General features: G+C 53.1%; 33 protein-coding genes and 1 tRNA gene. 10 read left to right on the top strand and 24 right to left on the bottom strand.

What is annotated here, in order from left to right:
* Window positions 1-52: 52 nt before the first annotated feature.
* The gene (gene mtfA, locus ACFX4U_RS22615) at window positions 53-850 is read right to left on the bottom strand and encodes a DgsA anti-repressor MtfA (protein WP_305735648.1); all 798 of its coding nucleotides are present in this window, start codon (window positions 848-850) and stop codon (window positions 53-55) included.
* A gap of 93 nt (window positions 851-943) precedes the next feature.
* Between mtfA and ACFX4U_RS22620 the strand changes: the two genes are divergently transcribed.
* From ACFX4U_RS22620 to ACFX4U_RS22635, 4 genes are all read left to right on the top strand, one after another.
* Window positions 944-1033, top strand: a tRNA-Ser gene (locus ACFX4U_RS22620).
* A gap of 398 nt (window positions 1034-1431) precedes the next feature.
* Entirely contained in the window at window positions 1432-1698 is a 267-nt protein-coding gene (gene drpB, locus ACFX4U_RS22625; protein ID WP_305737578.1) for a cell division protein DrpB, read from the top strand.
* Between the two features lie 36 nt (window positions 1699-1734).
* The gene (locus ACFX4U_RS22630) at window positions 1735-2433 is read left to right on the top strand and encodes a phosphohydrolase (RefSeq protein ID WP_313506879.1); all 699 of its coding nucleotides are present in this window, start codon (window positions 1735-1737) and stop codon (window positions 2431-2433) included.
* A 12-nt stretch (window positions 2434-2445) separates the two neighbouring features.
* Window positions 2446-2940, top strand: coding sequence for a very short patch repair endonuclease (locus tag ACFX4U_RS22635; RefSeq protein WP_313506880.1), 495 nt, complete (start codon window positions 2446-2448; stop codon window positions 2938-2940).
* Here the strand turns inward: ACFX4U_RS22635 and yedA are convergent.
* Window positions 2915-3826 carry a drug/metabolite exporter YedA gene (yedA, locus tag ACFX4U_RS22640; protein ID WP_313506881.1) on the bottom strand — a complete coding sequence of 304 codons (912 nt, stop codon included), beginning with the start codon at window positions 3824-3826 and terminating at the stop codon, window positions 2915-2917. The genes ACFX4U_RS22635 and yedA overlap by 26 nt on opposite strands.
* Before the next feature lie 176 nt (window positions 3827-4002).
* Between yedA and ACFX4U_RS22645 the strand changes: the two genes are divergently transcribed.
* The 3 genes from ACFX4U_RS22645 (at window position 4003) to dgcQ (ending at window position 6967) form a co-directional block, all read left to right on the top strand.
* Window positions 4003-4914: a DUF808 domain-containing protein gene (locus ACFX4U_RS22645; RefSeq protein ID WP_313506882.1), complete on the top strand. Its 912-nt coding sequence runs from the start codon at window positions 4003-4005 to the stop codon at window positions 4912-4914.
* Window positions 4915-4993: 79 nt separating this feature from the next.
* Window positions 4994-5176 (top strand): YodC family protein, encoded by a 183-nt coding sequence (locus tag ACFX4U_RS22650; RefSeq protein WP_017458386.1) that lies wholly within the window; start codon window positions 4994-4996, stop codon window positions 5174-5176.
* A 93-nt stretch (window positions 5177-5269) separates the two neighbouring features.
* Window positions 5270-6967 carry a cellulose biosynthesis regulator diguanylate cyclase DgcQ gene (dgcQ, locus tag ACFX4U_RS22655; RefSeq protein ID WP_313506883.1) on the top strand — a complete coding sequence of 566 codons (1698 nt, stop codon included), beginning with the start codon at window positions 5270-5272 and terminating at the stop codon, window positions 6965-6967.
* On the opposite strand, the gene ACFX4U_RS22660 is transcribed toward dgcQ, so the two are convergent.
* Together ACFX4U_RS22660 and yodD are read right to left on the bottom strand one after the other, a co-directional pair.
* A complete protein-coding gene (locus ACFX4U_RS22660) occupies window positions 6931-7761 on the bottom strand; it encodes a mannosyl-3-phosphoglycerate phosphatase-related protein (protein WP_313506885.1) in 831 nt (276 codons plus the stop codon). The genes dgcQ and ACFX4U_RS22660 overlap by 37 nt on opposite strands.
* Window positions 7762-7983: 222 nt before the next feature.
* Window positions 7984-8214, bottom strand: coding sequence for a YodD family peroxide/acid resistance protein (gene yodD, locus ACFX4U_RS22665; protein ID WP_017458383.1), 231 nt, complete (start codon window positions 8212-8214; stop codon window positions 7984-7986).
* A 127-nt stretch (window positions 8215-8341) separates the two neighbouring features.
* On the opposite strand from yodD, the gene dsrB reads away from it, so the two are divergent.
* Entirely contained in the window at window positions 8342-8530 is a 189-nt protein-coding gene (dsrB, locus tag ACFX4U_RS22670; protein ID WP_017458382.1) for a protein DsrB, read from the top strand.
* Between the two features lie 41 nt (window positions 8531-8571).
* On the opposite strand, the gene rcsA is transcribed toward dsrB, so the two are convergent.
* The 14 genes from rcsA to fliF all read right to left on the bottom strand — a co-directional run bounded on the left by rcsA (window position 8572) and on the right by fliF (window position 20170).
* A complete protein-coding gene (gene rcsA / locus ACFX4U_RS22675) occupies window positions 8572-9195 on the bottom strand; it encodes a transcriptional regulator RcsA (RefSeq protein ID WP_017458381.1) in 624 nt (207 codons plus the stop codon).
* 276 nt (window positions 9196-9471) lie between these two features.
* Window positions 9472-10269 carry a flagellar biosynthetic protein FliR gene (fliR, locus tag ACFX4U_RS22680; RefSeq protein ID WP_017458380.1) on the bottom strand — a complete coding sequence of 266 codons (798 nt, stop codon included), beginning with the start codon at window positions 10267-10269 and terminating at the stop codon, window positions 9472-9474.
* Between the two features lie 8 nt (window positions 10270-10277).
* Window positions 10278-10547: a flagellar biosynthesis protein FliQ gene (gene fliQ / locus ACFX4U_RS22685; RefSeq protein WP_017458379.1), complete on the bottom strand. Its 270-nt coding sequence runs from the start codon at window positions 10545-10547 to the stop codon at window positions 10278-10280.
* A gap of 9 nt (window positions 10548-10556) precedes the next feature.
* A complete protein-coding gene (gene fliP, locus ACFX4U_RS22690; RefSeq protein ID WP_017458378.1) occupies window positions 10557-11294 on the bottom strand; it encodes a flagellar type III secretion system pore protein FliP in 738 nt (245 codons plus the stop codon).
* Window positions 11294-11668: a flagellar biosynthetic protein FliO gene (gene fliO, locus ACFX4U_RS22695; RefSeq protein ID WP_017458377.1), complete on the bottom strand. Its 375-nt coding sequence runs from the start codon at window positions 11666-11668 to the stop codon at window positions 11294-11296. The genes fliP and fliO overlap by 1 nt, the downstream gene beginning before the upstream one ends.
* Window positions 11669-11675: 7 nt before the next feature.
* On the bottom strand, window positions 11676-12092 hold the full coding sequence (gene fliN, locus ACFX4U_RS22700) for a flagellar motor switch protein FliN (RefSeq protein ID WP_305735675.1): 417 nt from the start codon (window positions 12090-12092) through the stop codon (window positions 11676-11678).
* A complete protein-coding gene (fliM, locus tag ACFX4U_RS22705; protein WP_017458375.1) occupies window positions 12089-13093 on the bottom strand; it encodes a flagellar motor switch protein FliM in 1005 nt (334 codons plus the stop codon). The genes fliN and fliM overlap by 4 nt, the downstream gene beginning before the upstream one ends.
* 4 nt (window positions 13094-13097) lie before the next feature.
* The gene (fliL, locus tag ACFX4U_RS22710; protein WP_017458374.1) at window positions 13098-13565 is read right to left on the bottom strand and encodes a flagellar basal body-associated protein FliL; all 468 of its coding nucleotides are present in this window, start codon (window positions 13563-13565) and stop codon (window positions 13098-13100) included.
* 103 nt (window positions 13566-13668) lie between these two features.
* Entirely contained in the window at window positions 13669-14943 is a 1275-nt protein-coding gene (gene fliK / locus ACFX4U_RS22715) for a flagellar hook length control protein FliK (protein ID WP_313506890.1), read from the bottom strand.
* Window positions 14940-15383, bottom strand: coding sequence for a flagellar export protein FliJ (gene fliJ / locus ACFX4U_RS22720; protein WP_017458372.1), 444 nt, complete (start codon window positions 15381-15383; stop codon window positions 14940-14942). Before fliJ ends, fliK begins: the two co-directional genes overlap by 4 nt.
* A 19-nt stretch (window positions 15384-15402) precedes the next feature.
* A complete protein-coding gene (fliI, locus tag ACFX4U_RS22725; RefSeq protein ID WP_200550586.1) occupies window positions 15403-16773 on the bottom strand; it encodes a flagellar protein export ATPase FliI in 1371 nt (456 codons plus the stop codon).
* On the bottom strand, window positions 16773-17489 hold the full coding sequence (gene fliH, locus ACFX4U_RS22730; protein WP_305735677.1) for a flagellar assembly protein FliH: 717 nt from the start codon (window positions 17487-17489) through the stop codon (window positions 16773-16775). Before fliH ends, fliI begins: the two co-directional genes overlap by 1 nt.
* Window positions 17482-18480 carry a flagellar motor switch protein FliG gene (gene fliG / locus ACFX4U_RS22735; protein ID WP_017458369.1) on the bottom strand — a complete coding sequence of 333 codons (999 nt, stop codon included), beginning with the start codon at window positions 18478-18480 and terminating at the stop codon, window positions 17482-17484. The genes fliH and fliG overlap by 8 nt, the downstream gene beginning before the upstream one ends.
* Complete coding sequence (gene fliF / locus ACFX4U_RS22740; protein ID WP_305735678.1) at window positions 18470-20170, bottom strand: flagellar basal-body MS-ring/collar protein FliF; 1701 nt, start codon at window positions 20168-20170, stop codon at window positions 18470-18472. The genes fliG and fliF overlap by 11 nt, the downstream gene beginning before the upstream one ends.
* 225 nt (window positions 20171-20395) lie before the next feature.
* Between fliF and fliE the strand changes: the two genes are divergently transcribed.
* Entirely contained in the window at window positions 20396-20707 is a 312-nt protein-coding gene (gene fliE / locus ACFX4U_RS22745; protein ID WP_017458367.1) for a flagellar hook-basal body complex protein FliE, read from the top strand.
* Window positions 20708-20736: 29 nt separating this feature from the next.
* On the opposite strand, the gene ACFX4U_RS22750 is transcribed toward fliE, so the two are convergent.
* Genes ACFX4U_RS22750 through ACFX4U_RS22770 form a run of 5 tightly spaced genes read right to left on the bottom strand, consistent with a single transcriptional unit; the run spans window position 20737 to window position 23197 of the window.
* A complete protein-coding gene (locus tag ACFX4U_RS22750; RefSeq protein WP_313510705.1) occupies window positions 20737-22035 on the bottom strand; it encodes a site-specific integrase in 1299 nt (432 codons plus the stop codon).
* Window positions 22032-22325, bottom strand: a complete 294-nt coding sequence (gene xisR / locus ACFX4U_RS22755; protein ID WP_313510708.1) for an excisionase family protein — start codon at window positions 22323-22325, stop codon at window positions 22032-22034. The genes ACFX4U_RS22750 and xisR overlap by 4 nt, the downstream gene beginning before the upstream one ends.
* Before the next feature lie 29 nt (window positions 22326-22354).
* A complete protein-coding gene (locus ACFX4U_RS22760; RefSeq protein ID WP_313510711.1) occupies window positions 22355-22624 on the bottom strand; it encodes a hypothetical protein in 270 nt (89 codons plus the stop codon).
* Window positions 22624-22845: a TraR/DksA C4-type zinc finger protein gene (locus ACFX4U_RS22765; RefSeq protein ID WP_313510728.1), complete on the bottom strand. Its 222-nt coding sequence runs from the start codon at window positions 22843-22845 to the stop codon at window positions 22624-22626. Before ACFX4U_RS22765 ends, ACFX4U_RS22760 begins: the two co-directional genes overlap by 1 nt.
* Complete coding sequence (locus ACFX4U_RS22770) at window positions 22835-23197, bottom strand: hypothetical protein (protein ID WP_313510730.1); 363 nt, start codon at window positions 23195-23197, stop codon at window positions 22835-22837. The genes ACFX4U_RS22765 and ACFX4U_RS22770 overlap by 11 nt, the downstream gene beginning before the upstream one ends.
* 868 nt (window positions 23198-24065) lie before the next feature.
* Here ACFX4U_RS22770 and ACFX4U_RS22775 point away from each other — a divergent pair.
* A complete protein-coding gene (locus ACFX4U_RS22775) occupies window positions 24066-24350 on the top strand; it encodes a hypothetical protein (protein WP_313510714.1) in 285 nt (94 codons plus the stop codon).
* A 279-nt stretch (window positions 24351-24629) separates the two neighbouring features.
* Here ACFX4U_RS22775 and ACFX4U_RS22780 read toward each other — a convergent pair whose 3' ends face one another.
* On the bottom strand, window positions 24630-25325 hold the full coding sequence (locus ACFX4U_RS22780; protein WP_313510716.1) for a helix-turn-helix transcriptional regulator: 696 nt from the start codon (window positions 25323-25325) through the stop codon (window positions 24630-24632).
* Window positions 25326-25333 lie beyond the last annotated feature (8 nt).

Below are 25333 nucleotides of genomic sequence, written 5' to 3' on the forward strand. Positions count from 1 at the left end.
ACACTAAATTTAACGCACTGATTCAATTGGCGAATTAAAACACAGGGGCGTTTTAATGTACCTGCCGGGCACTTTCGTTATCGCGGTCCGCCTGCCCGCGCAGACGGCTTAGGGGATCCTGGCCATAGAAATGGCAGAAGCGCTGCCACAGCGCCGGGAAGCGGGGAGCAAACAGCTCTGGCGCGCTAAAGAAATACTCGGAAAGCACGGCGAAACACTCTGCCGGATCGGTTGCCGCGTAGGCGTCAATGCTGGCCGCGCTTTCGCCAACCAGATCGATCTCATCCTGAATGTTGTCCATTGCAGCGCGCAGATCGTGTTCCCAGCCTGCCACTTCACGCAGCGGAATCAGTGGAATGCCGCTGGCGCGATCGCCGTTGCGCGTATCCAGTTTATGCGCCACTTCATGAATAATGAGATTGAAGCCGGAAGCGTCGAACGAATCCTGAATATCCAGCCAGTTCAGGATGATGGGGCCTTGTTGCCAGCTCTGTCCGGACTGAACCACGCGCTGATTGTGCACCAGACCAATGTCGTCTTCCCACTCGTCATCGACAACAAACGGCGCCGGGTAGATCAGCACTTCGTGGAAGCCATCCAGCCATTCAAGGCCAAGCTCCAGCACCGGCAGGCAAAACAGTAAGCCGATACGCGCGCTTTTCAGCGCATCCAGATCGAATCCTTGCAACGGAACCAGGCGTTTTTGCTGCAAAAAGCGGTCAGCCAGATGAACAAGTTTCTCCTGTTCCTCCGGCGACAAATTTGCTAACACAGGGGCATTTAACGCTTCTTCCCAGGGGTATTCTGCGCCTTCGGCAGATTCCCTTGTCTTCCAGGGCCACTTAATCATCGTTTTGCTCGCAAACTCGCCACTTGAACCAAATTAACGGGACAGGGTCTGTTAAAATGCCAAATTACCTGGCATCATGGCAACCATCTGAACGGAGAGATGCCGGAGCGGCTGAACGGGACGGTCTCGAAAACCGTAGTTGGGGCAACTCAACCGGGGGTTCAAATCCCCCTCTCTCCGCCATTATTCAAACAGTTACGCGCTTCGCTTTCAACGACTCCCGTCACAGTTGTTTTTCCACTCTTGCATTTGCACATTTTATAACCTTTTCTTAACATAATTGATAGAAATGAATGCCGCTTTTATCATTAATATTTGCAGCGTTTCCGCGCGGTCTGAAAATGTCACTCTAAGTGCATTAATTACACTTTTTCTTATTAATTTTATCCCGTTACGTCTGTTTGTCATTTACACATGGCACACTCATTCGCGGTCTGCGGCCGTTGTGGGTGAGGGGACTCATCAGTCTCGCTGATATATCTTTAAAATTCATCAACTGAAGATATGATGAGAGAGATGTCACATTTATGTCGGGACAATTTCATTTCTTTCATCCCTTAACCCATGCGGAAAAAATCATTATGGACGATAAAGCGGTGCGTAGCCTCGGTGGCAAACTGGCACTCTGGGTGTTCTGGATTTTCTGCGTCTATTTTATCTGGTCTGTGCTTAACGATATCTGGCCAGTCAGCCAGACGAATTTGCCAGCCGGGTTTAATACTGGCACGGTGGGAACCGCTACCGGGAACTGGCTGAACTCGTTTTTTGGCGTGCTGGTTTTAGCCGTCGTGGGTGCGATACTGGGTGCTATTGCCTGGTACACACGTCCGCAGGATCCGGATGCCTGAAACAGCAGGTAAGGGCTTTCATTAACGGGAACAAGAATGAATGTAATCGACTGGCAGCACCGTTTTGACCAATGGATTTCTCAGCATTTTAATCACGGCGACGCCGCGCATGACGTCTCACACTTTCGCCGGGTCTGGAAAACAGCACAAACGCTAATGCAAGGCCAACAGGTTGATGCGCTGGTGGTGCTGACCGCCTGTTATTTCCATGACATCGTGAGCTTTGCCAAAAATCACCCGCAGCGTCACCAGTCTTCAGTCATGGCGGCAGAAAAAACGGCGGCTATTCTCGAAAGCGAGTTTCCTGATTTCCCGCAAAACGCCGTGGCTGGCGTGCGCCATGCCATTGAAGCGCACAGCTTCAGCGCCGACATTGCGCCGCAAACGCTGGAGGCGAAAATTGTTCAGGATGCCGATCGGCTGGAATCGCTTGGAGCGATTGGCCTGGCGCGCGTCTTTGCCGTTTCCGGCTCGATGGGCGCAGCCTTATTCGATGGCGAAGATCCATTTGCCGCCGAACGTGAACTGGATGATAAAGCCTTCGCCCTCGATCATTTTCGTTGCAAGCTGCTGAAATTACCCGCCACCATGCAGACTGAACAAGGGCGTAAACTCGCCGAACACAACGCGGATTTTTTGGTGCACTTTATGGCAAAACTCAGCGCCGAACTGCAAGGTGATCACCAGCGCGTTGATGAAGAGGTGCTGCGCCGCTTTGGTTTTCATCTGACCTGACGGAGACGCGTGATGGCGGATGTGCATGATAAAGCAACGCGCAGTAAAAATATGCGCGCCATCGGCACAAAGGATACGGCGATTGAAAAGCGGCTTGCCGCGAGTCTTGCTTCACTGGAGCTCGATTTTCGTGTCCAGGATGCCGCCTTGCCGGGGCGGCCTGATTTTGTGCTCGACGATTATCGCTGCGTTATCTTTACCCACGGTTGTTTCTGGCATCACCACACCTGTTATCTTTTCAAAGTGCCTGCCACGCGCACGGATTTCTGGCTGGAGAAGATTGGCAAAAACGTTGAACGTGATGCGCGCGATACGGCATTGTTGCTGGAGCAGGGCTGGCGAGTGCTGGTGGTCTGGGAGTGTGCGCTGCGGGGGCGGTTAAAACTCGGCGATGCGGCGCTATGTGAACGGCTGGAAGAGTGGATCTGCGAAGGGCAACAGACTGCGCAGATCGACACTCAGGGCATTCATGCGATGGCGGTTACTTCTCTGCCTCGCAAGGCGTAACTACCGGGCGCGCCGGAAGGAGATATTTACCCAACGTCACCAGCACCACCGCCATAATAATGATGCCCAACGCCAGCCATTCCACAGACGAGAGATGTTCCCCGGCAAAAGTTGTGCCGAGCAGCACGGCGACAACCGGATTGACATACGCATAGCTGGTGGCAACGGCAGGCGAGACGTTGCGGATCAGGTACATATAGGCGTTGATAGCGATAATGGAGCCAAATAGCGCCAGATAACCGACGGCGAAGAAACCGGAAAGTGGCGGTACTGCGCTCAGGCGCTCGCCGCTTAATGCTGAAGCTGCTAACAACACAATGCCTGCGGCCAGCATTTCGATTGCGCCCGCCATCATGCCGCTCGGCAGTTCAATGCGCGAACCGTATACCGAGCCAAATGCCCAGCTTAGCGAACCGACCAGAATCAACACGGCACCCCACGGATTACCGCTTAAATTCCCGCCACTATTAAGCAAAACAATGCCTACCAGGCCAATGGCAATGCCAAACCACTCAAGTTTTCGTGTCTTAATGCCGAAAAAGTGGCTGAAACACAAGGTAAATAGCGGAACGGTCGCCACAACAACAGCGGCAATTCCTGATGGCACATTTTGGTGTTCGGCGACGGTCACAAACCCATTGCCCACCGCCAGTAGCAGCACGCCAATCAGCGCGGCATTAAGCATCGGACGAAGTGGCGGCAATTTATGGCCGGTCAGCAATAAGACGCTGGTCAGAATGACGCCCGCAGATAAAAAGCGTGTACCGGCCAGCATAAACGGCGGCCAGCTTTCAACGCCAATGCGAATAACAAAGTACGTGGAACCCCAAATAATATAGAGCGCGAAAAGCGCGCCAATAAGCGGTAAAACTTGCCTGAAACGCATAACCCACCACGGCAAAAGATAAGAGGCTTATAGTAAACGTTAAAACTATCGGCCTGGCGAGTGGTTAATTGCGTAAGAAGTGTTAAATTTTTGTTGACTATAAGAGGCGATTTTCGTCCCCGACTTTTTCCATCATACTGAGAAGCGTGACATCATAAATTCAAAAGGAAGATATTTTGGCAGGAAGTAGTTTATTAACATTACTCGATGATATTGCGACGTTGCTGGATGATATTTCAGTGATGGGCAAACTGGCGGCAAAAAAGACTGCCGGTGTGCTGGGCGACGATCTTTCGCTTAACGCGCAGCAGGTCACCGGCGTGCGCGCCAACCGCGAATTGCCGGTGGTGTGGAGCGTCGCGCGTGGATCATTGCTGAATAAGGTGATTCTCGTGCCGCTGGCGTTACTGATTAGCGCCTTTATCCCGTGGGCTATTACACCGCTGTTGATGCTTGGCGGCGCGTTTTTATGCTTTGAAGGTGTGGAGAAAGTGCTGCACACGTTTGAGGCGCGTAAACATAAAGAGAGCCCGGAGGCGCGCCAGCAGCGTCTGGAGGCGCTGGCAGCGCAAGATCCGCAGCAGTTCGAGAAAGATAAAATCAAAGGCGCGGTGCGCACCGATTTTATTCTCTCTGCCGAGATTGTCGCCATCACGCTTGGCATCGTTGCCGACGCGCCTTTGCTGAACCAGGTGCTGATCCTGTCGGGCATCGCGGTGCTGGTTACCATTGGTGTTTATGGGCTGGTGGGCATCATTGTTAAGCTCGATGATATGGGCTACTGGCTGGTAGAGAAACCGGGTGTTCTGGCACAGGGGCTGGGGAAAGGATTGCTATTCACCGCGCCCTGGCTCATGAAGATCCTGTCTGTTGTCGGTACGCTGGCAATGTTTCTTGTCGGTGGCGGGATTGTGGTTCACGGCATTGCGCCGTTACATCATGCTATCGAGCAATTCGCCGCCAGCCAGCCTGCAGTGCTGCAAGTACTGGTACCGATGGTGGCCAACCTGGTGCTGGGCTTTGTGATTGGTGCGGTGGTGGTCGCGGTGATGAAAGGTGTGGAACGTTTACGTGGCAATGAAAAATAAAATCTCGCGGCAAGGATTACGCAAATTTAAGCAACTTCGTCTAAGGTGAAAAAGTTTCGCCCTGATACCGGAGGCAAGAATGGTCTTTTTGGTCAGCGATGAAGTGCAGAGTAAAAAGGGTGGTCCGCTCATGATTGTTACCGGTTATGCCAGCGGTATGGTTGAGTGCCGCTGGTATGACGGCTACGGCGTCAAACGGGAAGCCTTTCGTGAAGATGAGCTAATGCCTGGCAACAGGCGGCGGATCCACGAAGAAGCGTAACCACAAAAACGCCCGGCATTGCTGGGCGTTTTTATTGCCGGATTACACGCGAGCGGGGCGAAAGAGCATTCACAGACATCTCAGGGAGCCCGTGTGCGGCAGAACCGTGTCGTAAAACAGCCCAGGTCGTTTAAACAACTGCAGCGCTATTTTGTTCCGGCTCAGGTGGTAAACCTTTGCTTTGTGATCGTGATGGTGTGTTCAACGCTCCTGACGTGGCGCGAAGTCATTGTGCTGCAGGGGGCTTATGTCGCCAGCCAGCGTAGCGCACTGGAAAACGTCAGTAATGCTCTGGATATGCAGATTCAGGTCGGCGTAGACCGGTTACTTTTTTTCCGAAATGGTATGCAGGCCGCACTGCAAAAGCCGTTGGGATTTGAGGCATTAAATTCCGTGCAGGGCGAGTTTGATCGTAAACGCGCCTTACCGTACTGGCAGATTGGCCTGGATAACATCCGGACGCTGCCTATTTACGGCGTTTCTGATTCTTTAGTTGAACAGAGTGGGCTACTGCGTCGCGACGAGGAACGTTTACACGACGAACTCATGGCGGCGATGGAGCTTGGCTATCTGTTTCGCCTCTCCTCTGAGGCCGCCATGTTGCCGCGTCAGGCTTATTATTTCTCGCGCGCCGGTTTTTTTCTCTCCACACGCGCTGTGGATCGCGAGCAGGACATTATTTCTACCTATTACCGCTTATTAACACGCCCATGGTTTAGCGGCCAACAGCAACAGGAAAATCGTGCGCGTGGCGTTCGCTGGTTCACGCTTTTAACCAACCCGGAAAATAACAGTTTTGTCGCCGCCAGCGTGCCGCTCGATTACCAGCATTACTGGTACGGCGTGCTGGTAATGAGCTTTCCGCTGAATGCAATTAAGCCGTTGCTGATTGATGAACAACTCCAGCAAGATGGTGGGGAATATCAGCTTTACGATAATCATTTTCGCCTGCTTATCAGTACGCAACCACAACAGAATGCCAGCGGCGAGTTTAATCAGGATGAGATCGCTAAGCTACAAGCCGACATGGCGCACGATACCGTCGGTGGCCTGCATCTGGGTACCCGTTATGTGAGCTGGCAAAAGCTTAAACATTTTGGTGGCGTCTTGCTGCGTGTTCACTCATTGCGAGAAGGACTCTCCGGGGATTTCGGGCGTATCAGCATTGCGCTCTCGCTGCTGTGGGTGCTGTTTACCGGCATGCTGCTCTTTTCCTGGGTAGTGATCCGCAGAATGGTGACCAATTTGTATAGCATGCAACACACGCTGCAATGGCAGGCGTGGTTTGACCCGCTGACGCGTCTCTATAATCGGGGATCGTTCTTTGAGCAGGCGAAAGTGTTATCAGAAGAGGCGCGGGTACAGGGGCGACCCTTTGCGATCATTCAGCTTGATATTGACCATTTTAAGGGCGTCAACGACCAGTTCGGTCATCAGGCCGGTGATTTGGTGTTATCCCACGCCGCCGGGCTTATCAGCAGTTCCATCAGAGAGCAGGATGTCGCTGGTCGCGTCGGCGGCGAAGAGTTCTGTATTTTATTGCCGGACAGCACGCTTGAGCAGGCGGTACAGGTTGCCGAACACATCCGTTCGCGCATTGAAAGTAAAGAGATCCTGATCCACAAGCGTACGACGTTGCGCATTACTGTCTCGCTCGGCGTCAGCGCTGCGCAGGAAAGCGGCAATTACGATTTTGAATACCTGCAATCCATTGCCGATAGCCGCTTATACCTGGCAAAAAACAGTGGTCGCAATCAAGTCTGTTCAGTAGATGTGATCCCAAACAGGTGATCGAGGCCTTCGCGCCAGCCCGCCGCTCCCTCTTGTTGCGTATGATAAACCCGTGGCGGGCTATCCTGGCGCAACCTTATCCCCTCGCGATTAAGACCTTTTACCACCACGGCGTAATCAACGTTATCAAGTAGCGGCGCATCGTTTGGTCCATCACCCAGCCCGACCGTGACGGCGCGTTTACCCTGGTAATGGCGATATTGCCGCGTCAGCCAGTTTACGGCCTGATCTTTTCCGTCGCGCTCATCCAGCACATGCCAGAATCGTGCCCCCTGAACAACACGCAAGCCCAGTTGCGCCAGCGCATCATCAAAGGCGTTCATGCGCTCATCGCTGTCGCGCCAGATCAGCGTTTCAGAGGCTTCCTGCAACTTAGCGAGACTAGCCTGCGCAGGCGTAAGACCCGTTAACTCTGCCAGCACATGTTCATCCAGCTCTGTAAAAGTGGTGAATTTCCAGCCATTGCTCAGGCGTAATTGGGTCAGCACGCGGGCGATTTCGGCATGGGGGGAACCGGTAATAATCCTTGGGTAGTCGTCGTGATCTTGCCAGTGCTCATCTAACTGAATCACCGCGCCGTTTTCGGCGATGAAGGGCAGGCCTTGCAGTTGCAACAGGTTTTGCACAGCTACCATTTCTGCCGCCGTTTTGCTGCTACAGAGGATCACCGGTATCTGCCGCTGGCGCAGGCGCGCAAGCCACTCGGCAGCGGGTTGCCATTCACCCGTGTGGCTATCCAGCAGTGTTCCTTCTATGTCCGTAAAGATCAGTAATGGGTCGTCCAGGCTCGGCATAGTGAGCTCCTTTGGCAGTATGAGTCGGGAGACTTTTGTCGCGCATTGTATGCAGTAGAATACAGTTGTATGTGCTAATTCATTGATTTATAGATATTTCTTGTCTTAAGTATGTTTTATCTATAGAGTTATTCCCACATCAGATTCCCTGGTGTACGAATTTTAAGTGCTTCTTGCGAGAGCAAGTTTGTCCCGGCCGTTTCGGCGGCCGGGATGTTTTCTTCAGCGATTCGCCTCCGTAATACTGAAGTCATGCACGTCCAGTTCAAATGCTTCCGCCAGTTCCCGCCAGGTATGATATTCCCGACCATCCACGCTCACGCGCTGGCCATCTTCGTCATCGACGCGATGCACTTCACTCTCGCTGATTTCGTTAATCGCAGCCAGCAGGGCATCGACATCGATATGCACGTCCCGCTTTGCGGTCTCGCTATACTCTTTGACTGTTTTCACGCCGTCACCTCCTTCATAAATGCAGTGTTAAGTATAGTCGGTAGAAAAAATCGCCAGCTAAACGCAGGCACGCTGTCAGGGCAACGGTTTTGTTCTACACTGGCGTAAATGCGAGAGGAGGGTACTTATGAAGGTTAACGATCGGGTTACGGTCAAAACGGACGGGGGTCCACGCCGTCCGGGGGTGGTATTGGCTGTCGAAGCGTTTAATGAAGGTACGATGTACCTGGTCTCACTGGAAGATTACCCGCTCGGGATTTGGTTCTTTAATGAAAAAGACCACCCGGACGGCGTATTTGTAGAACGTGCAGATTAATATTTCGCCCTCCGCCTGGAGGGTGAATAGAAAAAATACCTTCAACGCATATTAACAAATATACCAGTGGTAACATTATCTGTTAGCCGCACTACATGATATATAACCTGCTTATTATGTGTTTTAATTTTTCTTTTAATATTACCCTTATGTGATGATACCGTTTTCGCTTTAATATTCATCTGATCGGAGATTTGAATCGTATCCTGCCCGGACATCCACATTTTCAACATGCTTGACTCGGTACGACTTAGTGAAAGTGTTGGTAAGTTAATGGTCCCAACGCTTTTTTTCTCTTTGTTGAGACAATCTCCCAGAATATTATCCAGCGACTCAGGCTTGATTGATTTAGAACTAATCAATAAGTTTTTGCGAACCAAAAGATATTCGTCAAAGTGGATATTGGCGATAGCCATAAACACAATAAAAAGTGTACGGGGATGCTGATTAATGACTTGCTTAATGTGTTGACTGCTGCTTGGGTCATGAATAAAGCAGTCCTCATTAATAAACACCACGGTTGGCTGGAGTGTGGCGCAAGCTGATTCGAGTTCATCAACTGTCTGGATGTCGTTGATATCTCGCTTTTTAACCCCCCGGCTTGTCAGATACCCTGTTAATCCCAACCGGGTATAACTGCATAAATCCATAATAATCGTTGACATGGCATACCCTCACTCAATGCGTAACGATAATTCACCACCCGCCAGAAGCTTCAGAAGCCATACAGGAAAAACTTATATTACTGAAGTACGACGCGAAACTTCAGGCGAACCCACTATCCCGTAAAGTTAGGTATAATTTGCCAGGAATCATCTTAAAGTAAAGTAAATGTTGCGTTCTGTGAGAAGGCTAAAAACAAATAAGCCGCGCCAGATATATGGTGGGGGATGTTTTGCAAATTTAACTTTAGGAATATCCTCAGAAAGGCATTACTAAAGTCAGGGATTACTATTCTGTGGAAGTTCGCTAACAATATCAGCTAACAGGTTGAAAATCTCACTGAATAATCGCTCACAATAAGGGGCGATTAACGGCATCATTGCCGCCATCAGTAAAATCCCAACGCTTAGCGTAACGGGAAAACCAATCACGAACACCGACAATTGCGGTGCCATGCGGTTCAGTAAACCCAGGGAAAGGTTAATGGTCAGCAGCAAGGTAATAACCGGTAACGCCAGCATCAACCCATTGAGGAAAATCATGCCCGCCGCACGCGTCAGCGCCAGGTACGCATTGCTGTTTACCGGATTACCGCCAATCGGCAAGGTGTGGAAAGTATCGACCAGCATCGAGATCAACCACAAATGTCCGTTGAACGTGAGGAACAACAGCAGCGCCAGCATATCGAGGATGCGCGCCAGCACCGGCATGTTTAAGTGGCTGGTGGGATCGACAAACGTGGCGAAAGAGAGGCCCATTTGCAGGCCAATCAGCTCACCGGCGGTGCGGATGGTCGCAAAGGCGAACTGCATCGTAAAACCGAGCGCAACGCCAATCAGGATCTGCTGTAGCGCCAGCCAAAGCGCCGCCGGCGCGAATACCGGTACATCCGGCGTTGGCGGCAAGGTCGGGGCGATAACGATGGTAATCACAATCCCCAGCCCCACTTTTATCCGGCGCGGAATACGCGATTCGCTGAGGATCGGTGCGGTCATAATTAACGCCATCACGCGCAGCAGCGGCCAGAAATACATACTGATCCAATGCAGCCACTGATCGCTGGTGACGTTCAACATAAGTCGGCTTACCCGATGATATAAGGAATGTTGTTGAACAGGGTGCGCATGTAATCAAGCAGTAAATTCAGCATCCACGGCCCGGCAACCACAATCGTGACAAACACGGCGATGATTTTCGGGATAAAGGAGAGCGTCATTTCGTTGATCTGCGTCGCCGCCTGCAAAATACTGATAACCAGGCCTGTGACCAGCGCAACCAGCAGCAGTGGGGCAGCGAGTGCGAGTGCGACTTTCATCGCCTCGGTGCCCATCATCATGACCGATTCTGGTGTCATGGCTTACTCCTAACTGTAAAAGCTCTGGGCGAGCGAGCTGACCAGTAACTGCCAGCCATCGACCAGCACGAACAGCATGAGTTTGAACGGCAGGGCAATGGTTGCGGGCGGTACCATCATCATCCCGAGCGCCATCAGGACGCTGGCGATCACCAGATCGATAATCAGGAACGGAATAAAGATCGTAAAACCAATCTGGAATGCGGTTTTCAGCTCGCTGGTGACATAAGCGGGTAGCAGAATACGCATTGATACGGCTTCCGGCCCCTGAATCGGCGGGCTATTAGAAAGACGGGCAAACAGCGCCAAATCGGCTTCGCGCGTCTGGCGCAGCATAAATTCACGCAGCGGTTGTGCGCCGCGTTCCAGCGCCACATCGACAGAGATTTTATTCTCGCTAAACGGCTGATAGGCGTCGGTATAAATCTTATCGATCACCGGCGACATAATAAAAAAGGTCAAAAATAGCGCCAGCCCAAGCAGTACCTGGTTCGGCGGCGCAGACGGTGTTCCCAGCGCGTTTCGCAGCAGGCCGAAGACAATGATGATGCGGGTAAAGCTGGTCATCATCAGCAAAATGGCGGGCAGGAAGGTGAGCGAGGTAATAAATACCAGCGTCTGCACCGGCAGCGACCAGCTCTGGCCACCACCTGCTATCGGCTGGCTAATCAAACCCGGAAGTTGTGCAAATGCCGCAGGGGCAACCAGCCATAATCCGGCCAGCGCAAAAGAGAACAAACGGCGCATCAGGATCTCCCGGAACGCTTAAGCAAATTCTTCATCACGGTCTGGAAATCCACATTTTTCACGTTCACGTCTTCACTTTCTGCGGGTGCGGGAGGAAGTTTGTGCAACAGATTGATGTTGGTGGGCGTAACGCCCAGCACCAGGCGTGCATCTTCAACATCCACGATCACCACGCGTTCGCGCGGGCCAACCGTGGTGCTGGCGGTCACTTTTAAACCCCGGCCACTGGCGGTTTTGCCGCCGAGGCCAAGGCGTTTGGCGAGCCACGCGATAATCAGAATTAACGCGATCATGCCAAACAGCGCGCCACTGACCTGCAACAGTGGCGAACCGGAAAGGGCAGACGGTTGGGAAACCGTGGCCTGTGTTTTCATGCTCGACTCAGCGGCTCAAACGACGCATACGCTCGGAAGGGGTGATGATATCGGTGATACGTACGCCGTATTTATCCGCAACGACCACCACTTCACCCTGAGCAATCAGATAACCGTTGATCAGGATATCCAGCGGTTCGCCCGCCAGCCCGTCAAGTGCCACCACGGAACCCTGCGTCAAACGCAGCAGCTCTTTAATTGTCATACGCGTACGACCCAGTTCCACGGTCAGTTTGACCGGGATATCCATAATCAGGTCGATATCCTGGAGAGTGCCGCCAACATCACCACCGCCGAGCTGCTGGAACACGGCATCGGCCGCGCTTTTCGTCGCGGGAGGGGTTTTTTGTTCGTTCAACGCGTCAGCCCACAGATCGTCCAGTGCTCCGCTGTTCTCATCGGACGGATTGTTCATATCACTCATTTGGGCTGTTCCTCATTCAGCGAATTCAAAATCGGGTTTATCAAGTGCTCTACACGTAACGCATATTGTCCGTTGACCGTACCATACTGGCTCGTTAGCACCGGTACGCCGTCCACATGAGCGATAATGCGATCGGGTTTATCAATCGGCAGCACATCGCCGGGTTGGAGCTTAAGTATCTGCGACAGGCGCAGGGGAATATCCGCGAAATTGGCAATCAAATTCAGTTCAGAGTGCTGAACCTGACGCACCAGGTTGTCACGCCAGTTCTGGTCTTCATTACGGGAGTTTTCCAGCGGCGGGTTAACCAGCGTTTCGCGCAGCGGTTCGATCATGCTAAACGGCAGACAGATATTGAACTCACCCGTCAGGTTGCCGATTTCAACATGGAACGGCGTATTCACAACAATGTCGTTTGGCGATGTCGTGATGTTGGTGAATTTTACCTGCATCTCCGAACGCACATATTCCACGTCCAGCGGGTGAATCGCCTTCCATGCATCGCTGTAGGCTTCAAGCGCCAGCTTCAGCATGCGGTTGATAACGCGCTGTTCAGTGTGCGTAAATTCACGGCCTTCCACTTTCGTTGGAAAACGCCCGTCTCCACCGAACAAGTTATCCACGGCGATAAACACCAGGCTTGGCGAGAAAACAAACAGGCCGGTGCCGCGCAGTGGTTTCAGGTGGATCAAGTTAAGGTTGGTCGGAACGGGTAAGTTACGCGCAAACTCGTGATAGGGCTGAATGCGGATCGCGCCGACGGTGATATCCGGGCTACGACGCAGCAAGTTAAACAACCCCATACGGAACTGACGCGCAAAACGCTCGTTGATGATCTCCAGCGCTTGCAGACGCTCACGCACCACGCGGCGCTGGGTATTGGGGTCATAGGGGCGAATATCGCTATCGCCGCCCATACCCGGTTGCGGATCATCACTCTTATCGCTGTCTCCGTTGAGCAGCGCATCGATTTCGGCCTGAGAAAGAATGCTATCGCCCATGTCTTTACCGCAAAATGAAAGCTGTATAAAGAACGTCAGTGACTTCCTGCTTCGGCTGTCCTGGCACTAACGGCGTTGCGATCGTCTCTTTAATCGCGGTAGCAAGGTTCTGCTTGCCTTCGTTGGTTGCAAGCTGTGCTGCGTCCTGACGTGAGAACAACATCAACAAGCGGCTGCGTACTTCCGGCAGATATTCGCTAAGTCTGGCGCGCGTAGCGTCATCTTTCAGACGCAGTGTGATACCGACATACAACACACGGTCAGCATCGCCCAGATTCACAGTGAAGGTGTCGAGAGCGAAGAAAACCGGCGCAGGCGGAGGAGGCGCTTCCACTTTTGCGTTAGCCGCAGGTTTCTGTTGCATACGCCAGTAACTATAGCCAGCGGTGGCGCAAGCTGCGAGTGTGATTAACACCAGCAGCGGGATCCAGATAGAGCGCTTACGTTTTTTGTTAATAGCGGAGTCAGTCATCTGTTACGGGCTTCCTGTTAGTACTGCTTATGAGCTGATTATCCCGTGTCCTGCTCCCGTCAAAGGGCGGAAAAGACGGGGATAATCATGCTACCTCTGGCGTTTAGGCAAAGATGTCGACTGCGCCGTTGCCACGAGCCGCAGATTGCAGGCTCGCCGGGGCGACTAACGCGTCGCCATCATCCGTGCCAAACAGATCGCCTGCGCCCGAACGTGAAGCCTGTTGCTGCTGTTGAGAGGCCTGCTGTTGCTGCTGCTGACCGGCAAAAGACTCACTGCTGATATTGCTCTGACCCAGCTGAATGCCGTTTTCTGCAAGCGAGGTACGCAGCATCGGCAGCGCCGCTTCCAGTGCCTGGCGAACATGGCTGTGCGCTGACACCATCTGCAACTGCGCCTGGTTATCTTCGAGCTTAATAGAAATCTGAACCTGACCCAGATCTTCCGGATGCAGACGCAGCTCCGCAGTCTGCTGGCCCTGGCGGGTAAAGAGCGTGACATGCTGGCTGATATTCTGCTGCCACTCATGGCTGCCCAGCGGGGCGCTGATCACCGGTGCGGCGACAGGCGTGCTGGCCTGCGCAGCGCTGGCGGTGGTAGTCACCGGCGCGATGCTGGCAGTGGTATTAGTGGTTTGCAGCGCATTGTCATTATCTTTCTTCACCGCCGCAGAAGAGGAGGCGAGCACCGCCGTCTGCTGGGCATCATCCGCTACATGGAACGGCGTGGTACCGGCAGCGGTGTCATTTTTCGCACTGCCGCGCGGTAAATCGGTCTCTGCCGTCAGCGAACTGGTATTGAGTGCGCGGTTCGCTGCTTTAGCGACATCAACGCCGCCGGTGGCGCTGGCAGGTGGTGCGCTGGTGGTGTTTAATTGTGCGGCTTGTTGATGCGGCAGCATCGCCATCAGCGCGCTTAAACCTGCCAGCTCTTCATCGTTTAAATCGGTTTTGTTTTCGCTGTCACCCGCTTTAGCGGTTTTGCTTAGCGCGGCCAGCACATCAGTTTTCGCCGCAGGCGTCAGGCCAGAAAACAGTTTTTGCACGTCGGCGTCGCTTGCTGCTGATGCAGTCAGATCGCTTTTCGCACTCTGACGCGCCAGCAGTTCTGCCAGTTTTTGCGCCGGGGTTTGTGCCTGCGTCTCTTCGCCGGTAGCTGCGGTTGCCGGCAGGTTGCCTTTCGCCAGCTTGCCGCTCAGGGCCGCTGCTTGTAGATCGGCAAGCGTGATGGGCGCATCGCTCTCCTGTCCCTGGCCGCCGGTCATTGCACCCGTCAGCAGAGCGAGGAAATCTTGTGCAGAATCGCCGCCGCTTTTGCCGGCTTGCACACCGGTGGTGGCATCGGATTCTGTCATTAACAGTTTTGACAAGTTGATCATTCTATTTTCCTCAGGGACGCGCGCTGTGCAAATTCATCCATTTTTTTCTGATCGAGACGGTTTTCCGCCAGTAACGCCGCGGCGCTTTGTCGGTCCTGCAAGGTTTGCCAGGCTTGTAAACGTTGTTTCTTTTCACGCCAGCTACCCAGGGCACTATCGACTTTTTCATTCCACTGCGCTAACTGCTGACGGTGCTGCTCAATCGCTTTTTCCAGCGTCTGAATAAATTGCTGATAATTCTGCCAGCGTTGGTTATCGATCCCCTGGCTCATGTTGTTATTCAGACTGCTGCGATACTCATGCTGATATTCAATCAGCATCTTTAATTGCTCTTCCGCTTGCTGGCAGCCGCGGCGCATCTCACCCAGTTTCAGGGCGGCGTCGTCAACTTCTTTTTCTGCCAAATCCTTTAGCGTCGTTAATGCGCTGTTTTGCGTCATAAGTCAGCTCTCCACTACCTTAGACTGTCGGGAAGATCAGCTCTAATGCCTGTATTGAATCTTCCCACCCGGCACGTTCAAAAATGCCTTGCTGCAGGAAGGCTTCCAGGTGTGGCCACAATGCGATGGCTTTATCCAGCATTGGGTCGCTACCGCGCGCATATGCGCCAACGCTGACCAGATCGCGGTTACGTTGGAAGCTCGACAGCAACTGTTTAAAGTTCCGGACTCTGGCGTAATGTTGTTCCGTAATTAACGCTGTCATCGCACGGCTGATGGAGGCTTCAATGTCAATGGCCGGGTAGTGACCGGCTTCCGCCAGGCGGCGAGACAAGACAATGTGCCCATCAAGAATGGCTCGTGCGGAGTCAGCGATCGGATCTTGCTGGTCATCCCCTTCGGTCAGAACGGTATAAAACGCGGTGATCGAACCACCGCCGTGGATACCGTTCCCCGCACGTTCCACCAGCGCCGGTAATTTGGCGAAGACAGAAGGGGGATAACCTTTCGTCGCTGGCGGTTCGCCAATTGCCAGCGCGATTTCACGCTGCGCCATGGCATAACGCGTCAGGGAGTCCATGATCAGAAGCACATGCTGACCGCGGTCGCGGAAATCTTCAGCAATGCGCGTCGCGTACGCAGCGCCCTGCATACGCAATAAAGGAGAAACGTCTGCCGGGGCGGCAATCACCACCGAACGTGCGCGACCTTCTGCGCCAAGGATGTTCTCGATAAAATCTTTTACTTCGCGGCCACGTTCACCAATCAGCCCGACGACGATAACGTCGGCCTGGGTATAACGGGCCATCATGCCTAACAACACGCTTTTACCGACGCCGGAACCGGCGAACAGGCCCATACGCTGACCACGACCGACGGTCAGCAGCGCGTTAATGGCGCGTACGCCGGTATCGAGCACATGCTCAATCGCCGTACGTTGTAAAGGGTTAAACGGCTGCGTGACCAGCGCCCCGGTTTCACCGGTTTCAGGTGCGGGCAGGCCATCGAGCGGCTTGCCGCCGCCATCCAGCACGCGGCCAAGCAGGGCAGGGCCGAGCGGCAGTTGTTTACCGCTTTGCAAACCATCACCTAACACGCTGCGGGCATAGACGCGCGCGCCAGGCAAAATACCTTCGACTTCTTCCAGCGGCATCAAAAACAGGCGCTGGCCGTTGAAGCCAACCACTTCGCATTCGACTTCGCGTGTTTCGACACCGTCCTGACGCTCAATAATGCAGGTCGCGCCCAGCGGCAGTTGCAGGCCGGTAGCTTCCAGCACCAGCCCTGTCGCGCGGGTCAGTCGACCATAACGGCGCACAGAGGGCAGTTGCGCCATCTTGACTTCAAAGTTATCCAGCGTCGTTAGCCAGCGGGTCAAACGTGCGGTCATTAAACTACTCCCGGCGCCGCCAGACGGCACAGTTCCTGCCAGCGTGTTGCTACGCTGGCGTCGAGATCGCCTTCATCGGCGGACACTTTGCACCCGCCCGGATGGAGGGTCGGGTCGCCACGCAAACGCCAGCCGTGCAGACTGAGAGTTGCGCCAAGCATCTCTTCCACGCGCTGCAAATCGTCCGGATGCACGCGCAATTGCGGTTTCCCGCTGAACAGCGGTTCCTGCTGAATTAAATGCTGGATCTGCTTAATCAGCGCGCTGTTATCAACAACCGGCACCTGGCCTAACACCTGACGCGCGGCTTCCAGCGCCATCTGCATCAGACGTGAGGCGATAACACTATCCAGCGCATCCAGTGTGTACTGGAATTCGCTGACCAGTTGTTGCATACGCGCATGTATCGGCGCCTGTTGCTGGCGCGCCTGGTTCAGGCCATCTTCGCGCCCCTGCGCCAGACCTTCCTGGTAGCCGACGTCGTGACCCGCTTTGCGGCCTTCCGCCAGACCGGCGTTATATCCGGCGTCATGCGCCTGCATCTGGATCTGCGCCAGCTGCTGTTGCAGCTTTTGCTCCTGGGATATCTCGTCTTCTTCGCCGTCCTCTTCAACTGCTGACGAAGACTCTCTCGTTAGCAGGGGAGCGAACTCGGCGGCCAGCGGGAGGGCCAAATCGTCCGGCTTCCAGACTTTCCACGGCAATTCATTAGACATAGGTATCCTCGCCGCTGCCAATTACCATCTCGCCGGTCTCCGCCAGACGGCGAACAATGAGCAGGATGGCTTTCTGTTCGTTTTCCACCTGAGACAGACGCACCGGCCCACGGTTGGCCAGGTCGTCGCGCAGGATATCTGCCGCACGCTGCGACATGTTGCGCAGGAACTTCTCGCGCAACGGCGGCTCGGCGCCTTTGAGGGCAACCAGCAGGGATTCGGAATCCACTTCCTGCAGCAGGCGCTGGATGCTGCGGTCGTCCACATCCACCAGGTTTTCGAACAGGAACATCTCGTCGATAATTTTTTGCGCCAGCTCGCCGTCGAACTCGCGAACGGCGGTAATAACGGCTTCTTCCTGCTGCGTTTTCATCAGGTTGATGATTTCCGCCGCGGTTCTCACGCCGCCCATTTTGCTGCGCTTGAGGTTCTGGCCGTCGAGCAGGTTGTTCAGCACTTCGGTCAGTTCCGCCAGTGCGGCAGGCTGTACGCCGCCGAAGGTGGCGATACGCAGCATCACATCGTGGCGCATACGCTCATCAAACAGCGCAAGGATATCCGCCGCCTGAGAACGTTTGAGGTGCACAAGGATAGTGGCGATGATCTGCGGGTGTTCGTCGCGGATAAGGTCGGCGGCGCTCTGCGGCTCCATAAAGTTGAGCGTTTCGATGCCGCTGGTGGTATCGCGCGTTTCGAGAATATCTTCCAGCAGGCTGGAGGCACGCTCTTCGCCGAGGGCTTTGACCAGCACCGAACGCAGGTAGTCGTTGGCGTTGATGTTCAGCGCCGCGAATTGTTCCGCTTCGTTCTCGAACTCCTGCAACACGTCCATCAGCTGTTTGTTGGAGATCTGACGTACGCTGGCCATCGCGGTACTCAAGTGCTGGACTTCGCGGGCGGAGAGGTGTTTGAACACCTCAGCCGCGCGATCTTCGCCAATGGTCATCAGCAGGATGACGCTTTTGTCCGTTCCGGAAAGATTATTGCTCATGTTCGTTACTCATCCACTGGCGAATGACCAGCGCCACGACGCGCGGATCGTTATCTGACATTTCGCGAATACGCTGGCTCATCACCTCGGCGCTCAGGCGCTGGTTAGAGCGACGCTGCTGGTTCTGTTCGTCTTTGCTGAGGCGAACTTCCACCGATTCTTCGATTTCCGCTCTGGTCTGTTGCGCTTCCTGCAGGGCTTTCGCCTCTTCCTGGCGGCGTACCAGTTGCGGACGAACCGCTTTACGCCACAGCAGCCACGCCACGATGAGCACCAGCAACCAGCGGCCTGCGGACATCAGCTGTTCGATAAACGACTGCTGCTGCCAGAACGGGAGCTGACCACCGAGATCGTCCGTTGCGTTGAACGGCGAGTTGACGACGTTCAGGGTGTCACCGCGTTTTTCGGTGTAACCCATCGCTTCGCGAGTCAAATCTTCAATCTGTTTAATCTGGTCGGCTGTCAGCGCGGCGGTTTTGCCACCCGGCAGCGAACGATAGTTGACCACCACCGCCACAGAGAGGCGCTCGATATCGCCGACATTCATTTTGGTGTGGCGGATCGTACGGTCGACTTCGTAGTTATTCGTTTCGTTATGCGTGGTGTTACGTGGCCCGGTGGTGGTGCTTGCCGTGCTCGTGCCTTGCTGACCTTGCGCATTTTGATTCTGCTGACCGTTCTGCTGATTGGCCGCAGGCGTGGTGATCGGTGCAGCATTCGCCGGGGCAGGCTGGTTCGACAGCGCACCCGGAACGCCGCCAGGATACTGGCCGCCAATCTGCTCGCTGCTGTTTACCTGACGTGAACGCAGCACAGCCTGCGACGGATCGCCGCCGTTTGGCGTGTATTGCTCTTCGGTCTGCTCTTTATTCGCAAAGTCGAGTTTCGCCGTTACCTGTGCGTGAACGTTGCCGTTACCCACGATAGGCCCAAGGATCGCTTCGATACGACGCTGGATACGACCTTCAACGTCGGCGGTGTATTTCAGTTGTGCATCATTCAGATCACGACCGGCAGCGCCGGACTGGGTCAGCAGACGACCGCCCTGATCAACAACGGTAACGTTGCCCGGCGGCAAACCTGCCACCGCGCTGGAAACGAGGTGTACCACGGCGCTGATCTGACCGTCATCCAGCGCGCGTCCCGGTTGTAAATTCACCGTTACGGATGCGGAAGGGGCTTTCTGCTCGCGCACGAACAGCGACGGTTTTGGCATCGCGAGGTGAACGCGTGCGCCTTTTACCGGGCCGAGTGCTTCGATGGTGCGCGCCAGTTCACCTTCCAGCGCACGCTGGTAGTTCACTTGTTCGCTGAACTGGCTGATACCGAATTTTTCCTGATCCAGCAGTTCAAAACCCACAGCGCCGCCTTTCGGCAGACCCTGCTGAGCCAGTTTCAGGCGCAGCTCCTGGACTTTATCGGCGGGAACTTCAATAGCACCGCTACCGTCAGCAAAGCGGTAGGGAACGTTCATCTGCGTCAATTGGGTGACGATAGCGCCGCCGTCCTGATCGGACAGGTTGCTATAAAGCGTGCGGTAGTCCGGGCTTTTTGCCCACAGTACCATCGCAACAACAATGGCAACCGCTGCTGCAGCGGCCACCATGAGAGGAATTTTGGGGTTCGCGCGTAAGCGGTTAAGCCACTCAAGAGATTTATTCTGCGGTGCAGTTGTTGCAGTCGCACTCATTGCGCACCTCGTAACTCTGGGTGGATGTTGTTATTTGAGTTGAGAAACAAAACAGACTCCCGGGTCGGCAAACTCGACAAATGTCCATTAACTGGCAGTGTCATTATTTGATGAATCCGAATTTTCTATGCCTCAAATAACCTGGTTTTTTGTCGCTATTTACCGCCATTATCCCATTGACAAGCTGTTAACCTTGTCAGGTATCAAACCATCCGGGGATTTACCATGGCTATACAGGGCATTGAAAGCGTCGTCAGTCAGCTGCAGGCAACTGCCGGGATTGCGCGTAATCAGAGCGTGGAAAGTGAACCGTCTATCAGCTTCGCCGGGCAACTGCATGCTGCGCTGGATCGCATTAGCGATACGCAAAACGCAGCGCGTACTCAGGCGGAAAAATTTACACTCGGTGAGCCGGGCGTAGCGCTGAACGACGTAATGACCGATTTGCAGAAATCATCGATTTCGTTGCAAATGGGCATTCAGGTACGTAACAAACTGGTTTCTGCATACCAGGATATCATGAACATGCAGGTGTGACCAACCTAAGATACTGTTGCACAACAGTATTACAGATTGGATCCTACTGCCTGGGGCATGGGTGGGGCAAACGCTGACAATTTCTGGTTCAGAATTGCGATCTGATCCAGATTGTTGTCGGCCATCCATTTCCCATAAACTTTGTAAACCATCTGGGCGTCGGCATGTCCCATCTGGTTGGCTATGAAGTTAGGGTTAGCTCCGGCAGATAAAGACCAGCATGCATAAGTGTGTCGGGACTGGTATGCATTCCTGTGCCGTAGTCCCGCTTTTTTTAGTGCATCCCCCCAGATCTGATTTATCGAACTTACGGAATAGTGATGACCACACTTGCCGTTTATCGAACTGATTTTTGGGTTGAACACAAACGTGCATTTATGCTTGACCGACCTTCCAAACTCTCTCGTCATAACATCAACTTCGTACTGCTTACCCAGCCTTGTCATTTCAGCCTGATTTCGCAAAATCTCTATGGCGGCATCAACAAGAAAAACCTTCCGATCTGTACCAGCTTCAGTTTTTGGGAATGTAAACTCGTTTGCCAGAGTGTGATTTCTTGAAACGGTAATAACCCCCTGAACGAGGTCTATATCCTCCCAGGCAAGAGACACCAGTTCTCCGTGTCGCAGCCCCGTATAAATGGCCAGTGACCACATGTTTTTGACCTGCTGATGCCGTAGCGCATCAATAAGCCTGTCGAATTCATCACGACTAAGTGGATCAGGCGCAGAACGTGATTTTTTAAGTGGCAACATTCCATTGAACGGGCTTTCCTTTATATATCCACCATCAATTGCAAACTGAAACAGGCCATTTACGACGCCCATATAGTAATTGACCGTAGGGACAGATCGGCCTTTCACTGGCTTAGTATGCCCTTTCTTCAGTATCTGATAACCCGTCAGCAGTTCGCGCCGGAGGTTCAGCATATCCTCCTTCGTAAAGGACGATATCAACCTGCATTTACCAAGGCGCGGAAGCATATTTCTCACCACTGACCGATACCTTCCGTGTGCATTCGCGCAGATTTCGACCTTCTTCAACTCAAGCCAGCGCTCTGCAATTTCCTGCACTGTTATCTGCGTTATGTGCCGATCTGCAACGCCAAACTTTGAAAGGTTAGGGGAGTTTGGAAAATGTGCTGCGTAATTAAATCTCCCTGTTTTTATTTCAAAGCAAACTGCCGACCGCAATTCTCCCGCCATCTTTCTGTTCTTTGGTGTATCGGTAACACCGAGATTCTCTCTGACCCTCCTCCCTTCGTAGATGAACCATATGCGTAGTGAACCGCCATGGTTTTCAACGCCTGTTGGGTATGTTTTATTCATTCACCCTCCTGACGCCCAAGAGCCTGACAAGAATAAACGGATTGTAATATCCGTGCACCAGGCTGTTTCTTTTTGAGGCTTTCAATCCACTGATCAATAGCCTTGCGGTTATACATACATTCACTGTTCGGCTTCGGATCTCCATCAGGAGCGACATGCAGGTATTCACGACCAAGAAGCCATGACTTCTTACGTGCCACCTCTATTGTGCCGTGGCGCAGGCCAGTAATTTCAGTGAGCTTTTGCTCAGTCACCCATTCATTGGGGACAACGTAAGATTTTTCATTCATCCAGGTATCTCCATACCGGCTGCAACCGGCTATTTCAATCTGTACGCACATGACGAGCAGCCAAGCCTGGCACCGTCGTTACATTTCAAACAAATTTCAGGCTCGCTGGTGGCCGGAGCCATCTGTTTAATAATCCTGGCGGTAACCAGCACCGGCATCGGAACTCGCTGGCGCTTGGCTTCCTCTAGTAGTTTTGCCAGTTCCAGCAGCCGCGCTTTGCAGTCTATTGCCTCAGCGCGCCACCATGCGACATCTTCACGCAGCCTACGTTGTCGCCGCAGTTTTAGTTTGCTGGGCATCACATCCCCCTTTGCCTGCGCTTTAATTCGATAATTCCCTGACACTCTGCGCATGTCTGGCAGCCGGGAACAGCAGCACGGCGTTGTGTAGGGATATCTTCCCCGCACTCGCTACATTGCTCCGCTGATATAGCGTTTCGGTCGATACGCATGCGCTGAATGGCCTGGCTGATGTTCTGCTCTACCAGTTCGTTGGCCTGATCGATGATTTCAGCCACCATCATGCATCTCCTTCATCTGCTCAAACTGACGGGCGATAGCAGCAGCTTCAGGCGATGGTGCGGATTTATTGCGAAGCCAGATGCAAACAGCGCCATCTTCCGTATCGTGAATGGAACCAACAAACCAGCCCTCACCAGAAGGCGCTTCTGGTTGCCACTTCGAAATGTCGTAACCATCGACAGTCGAATCAATCTCTTCCTCGTCGCGATAAACGACAGTCCATTCCAGCCCGTTAGCTTTCATCCATGCGTTAAATTCAGTGGTCGGAATATGTTCGCGACCATCGCAGAAATCGTTGTATGCAGGGTGAGTCCAGTAGCCGTATTGGTCACGCTCCACTGGCAGCGGCATGATGGCCGGTGATGCTCGTGTCTCCCTCGCTTCGGCTGATGTTGCTGACTGTGCGCGAACTTGGGCAATGTATGCGAGGTTCAACGCCTCAAGGCGAGAAGACAGTTCTTTAATCAGATCCGAATAAACTCCGGTCTGCTTAATGCTGGTGGCGTAGCTGTTGGCGGTCCTCACCAGCTCGATAATGGTCATTGATGCCAGTTCTTGTCTCATTGCGTTGTATCTCCTTTGCGCGCTGCAACGCGCGATTTTTGGATGCACGAATCCCTCGCCGGGTGGCGATAATTGATGACAGTTCACTTAAATAAACGCCCGGTGCAGGGCGCTTAGTGAAGCGGGCGGCTGCAACCGCCTGTGGTATCTCCACATAACTGAAAGCGCGCTCCGGAAGGGGTTTGCATTAACGACCGGACACTCAGGGGATGAGGCCGGAACGCGCTTACAGTTATGCGAAAAAGTTGCGGCGCCCTCACGGGAAAGATCCGACGCCGCCAAATAACTACCAGTTGGCATTTTTATAGTTCCCGGTTGCCTTCCGGTGCTGATGTCCATAAAGGACAGCGCAGCGACTTCCTCACATGGTTGTAATGTTGTGACACCGGGGCGCTACTCCCGCTTACTTCCCGCCGCTCTGTTTTAGGTATTGGTAGCCAATTGCTGCTACTCAGCCGATTTCCGGGTCTTTGCGTCGGCCGGCGCTGCATCGCGCTTGCGAACATCACAACTGGAAGCGCACTCCCGCTTAATCACACCTGCCACCCATAACTGATAAGAGAAGTAGTGCGCTTTCATGTTGTGTGCCTGTCTTTTCACCACATCAGGCTCGGTGGTATCCTGGTGTTCTCACACAACCAGATAGGCTTCGAACATGGACAAGGCGCTGCAGCAACAAATCAATCAACTTACTATTGAAATTGCCCGCCTGAAAGAGGCGCAGGCAGTAGCTGAGAAAAATGTTGTTAACCTCGTCGCACGGTCTGAATTTACCGTTGCGCTGATCTCGGCTCTTATTTCCGACGGCACCATCAGCACCGATGATGCTGTGGATTTCATCAAGGAGGCTCCCGTCGAAATCCCCGGTTACACTGAGAGCGTCGAGCAGGCCCGCCACACCGTTATCGAAATCCTTAGCTATCCGAGAGCACACTTTTAGCCGCTGCGTTTTGCCGGACTCTTCCCGGTGGTCACACCGAATCGCCACGATGGTTCATCGCTCAGGCCGAAGTACGGGTCTGGCTTGCACATTCCGGCTACCCGCTTGGGTTAGGGATACTGTCAAGGGAACCCACCGGACCGCTAACGGCGCATGTGCCATACGTCGACAAAATGAAGATAAACATAAATTGCGTTTAACGCAAGTGTAAAATGCGTAATTCGCAAACTTGGGAATGAAAAAAGAGCCTCGTAATGAGGCTCGTTCTAATGTGAAGGCTTAACCGTGGCGCTTGAAGGACTGTGACTGGCTGATTAAAACTTTTCCGTAAACGTAAAAACGATGCTCATTTTCCTTATTGATACTCCACTCCCTGTATTTAGGGTTATCGGAAATTACCAAGAGCTGGTCTGGAATCATTTGCAGTCTTTTTACGTAAACTTTTCCATCAAATCCAAATACATATATGCCATCACCATCAAATTCATTGATGTTTACATCCACGAATATGAGATCGCCAGGTTCAATGGTTGAAGCCATGCTGTCCCCGCGAACGTTAATGACTTTAACTCCAGAAGATGTCCTTCCGCCGAACATAGAAAGAGCCTGATCGCTGCTGTATTCGATAGCATGAATGACATCTATCACATCACTACCTTGGATATGTCCTGATCCGGCGCTTGCACTCACATCAAGTACCTCGACTCTAAACACATCAATATCCTTGATAATCGATGTGTTTCCTTTACTGTTTATACATACAGTAGACTGATTTTCAGAGGAGGTAAATAGGTCTGAAACACTTACGCTCAAAGCCTGAGCAAGTTTATTAAGTGCTTGTTCTGAGAACTGCTTTTGTTTTCCCGTTTCAAGCCGGGAAATGTTGGCAGCATCAACCCCAACAGACTCAGCAAGCTCTGCGATTTTCATATTCTTCGCTAGGCGAAGTTGTCGTATGCGAGTTCCTATATTCATGCGCTCAT

The organism is Kosakonia sp. YIM B13588 (assembly GCF_042788165.1).
Lineage (GTDB): Bacteria > Pseudomonadota > Gammaproteobacteria > Enterobacterales > Enterobacteriaceae > Kosakonia > Kosakonia sacchari.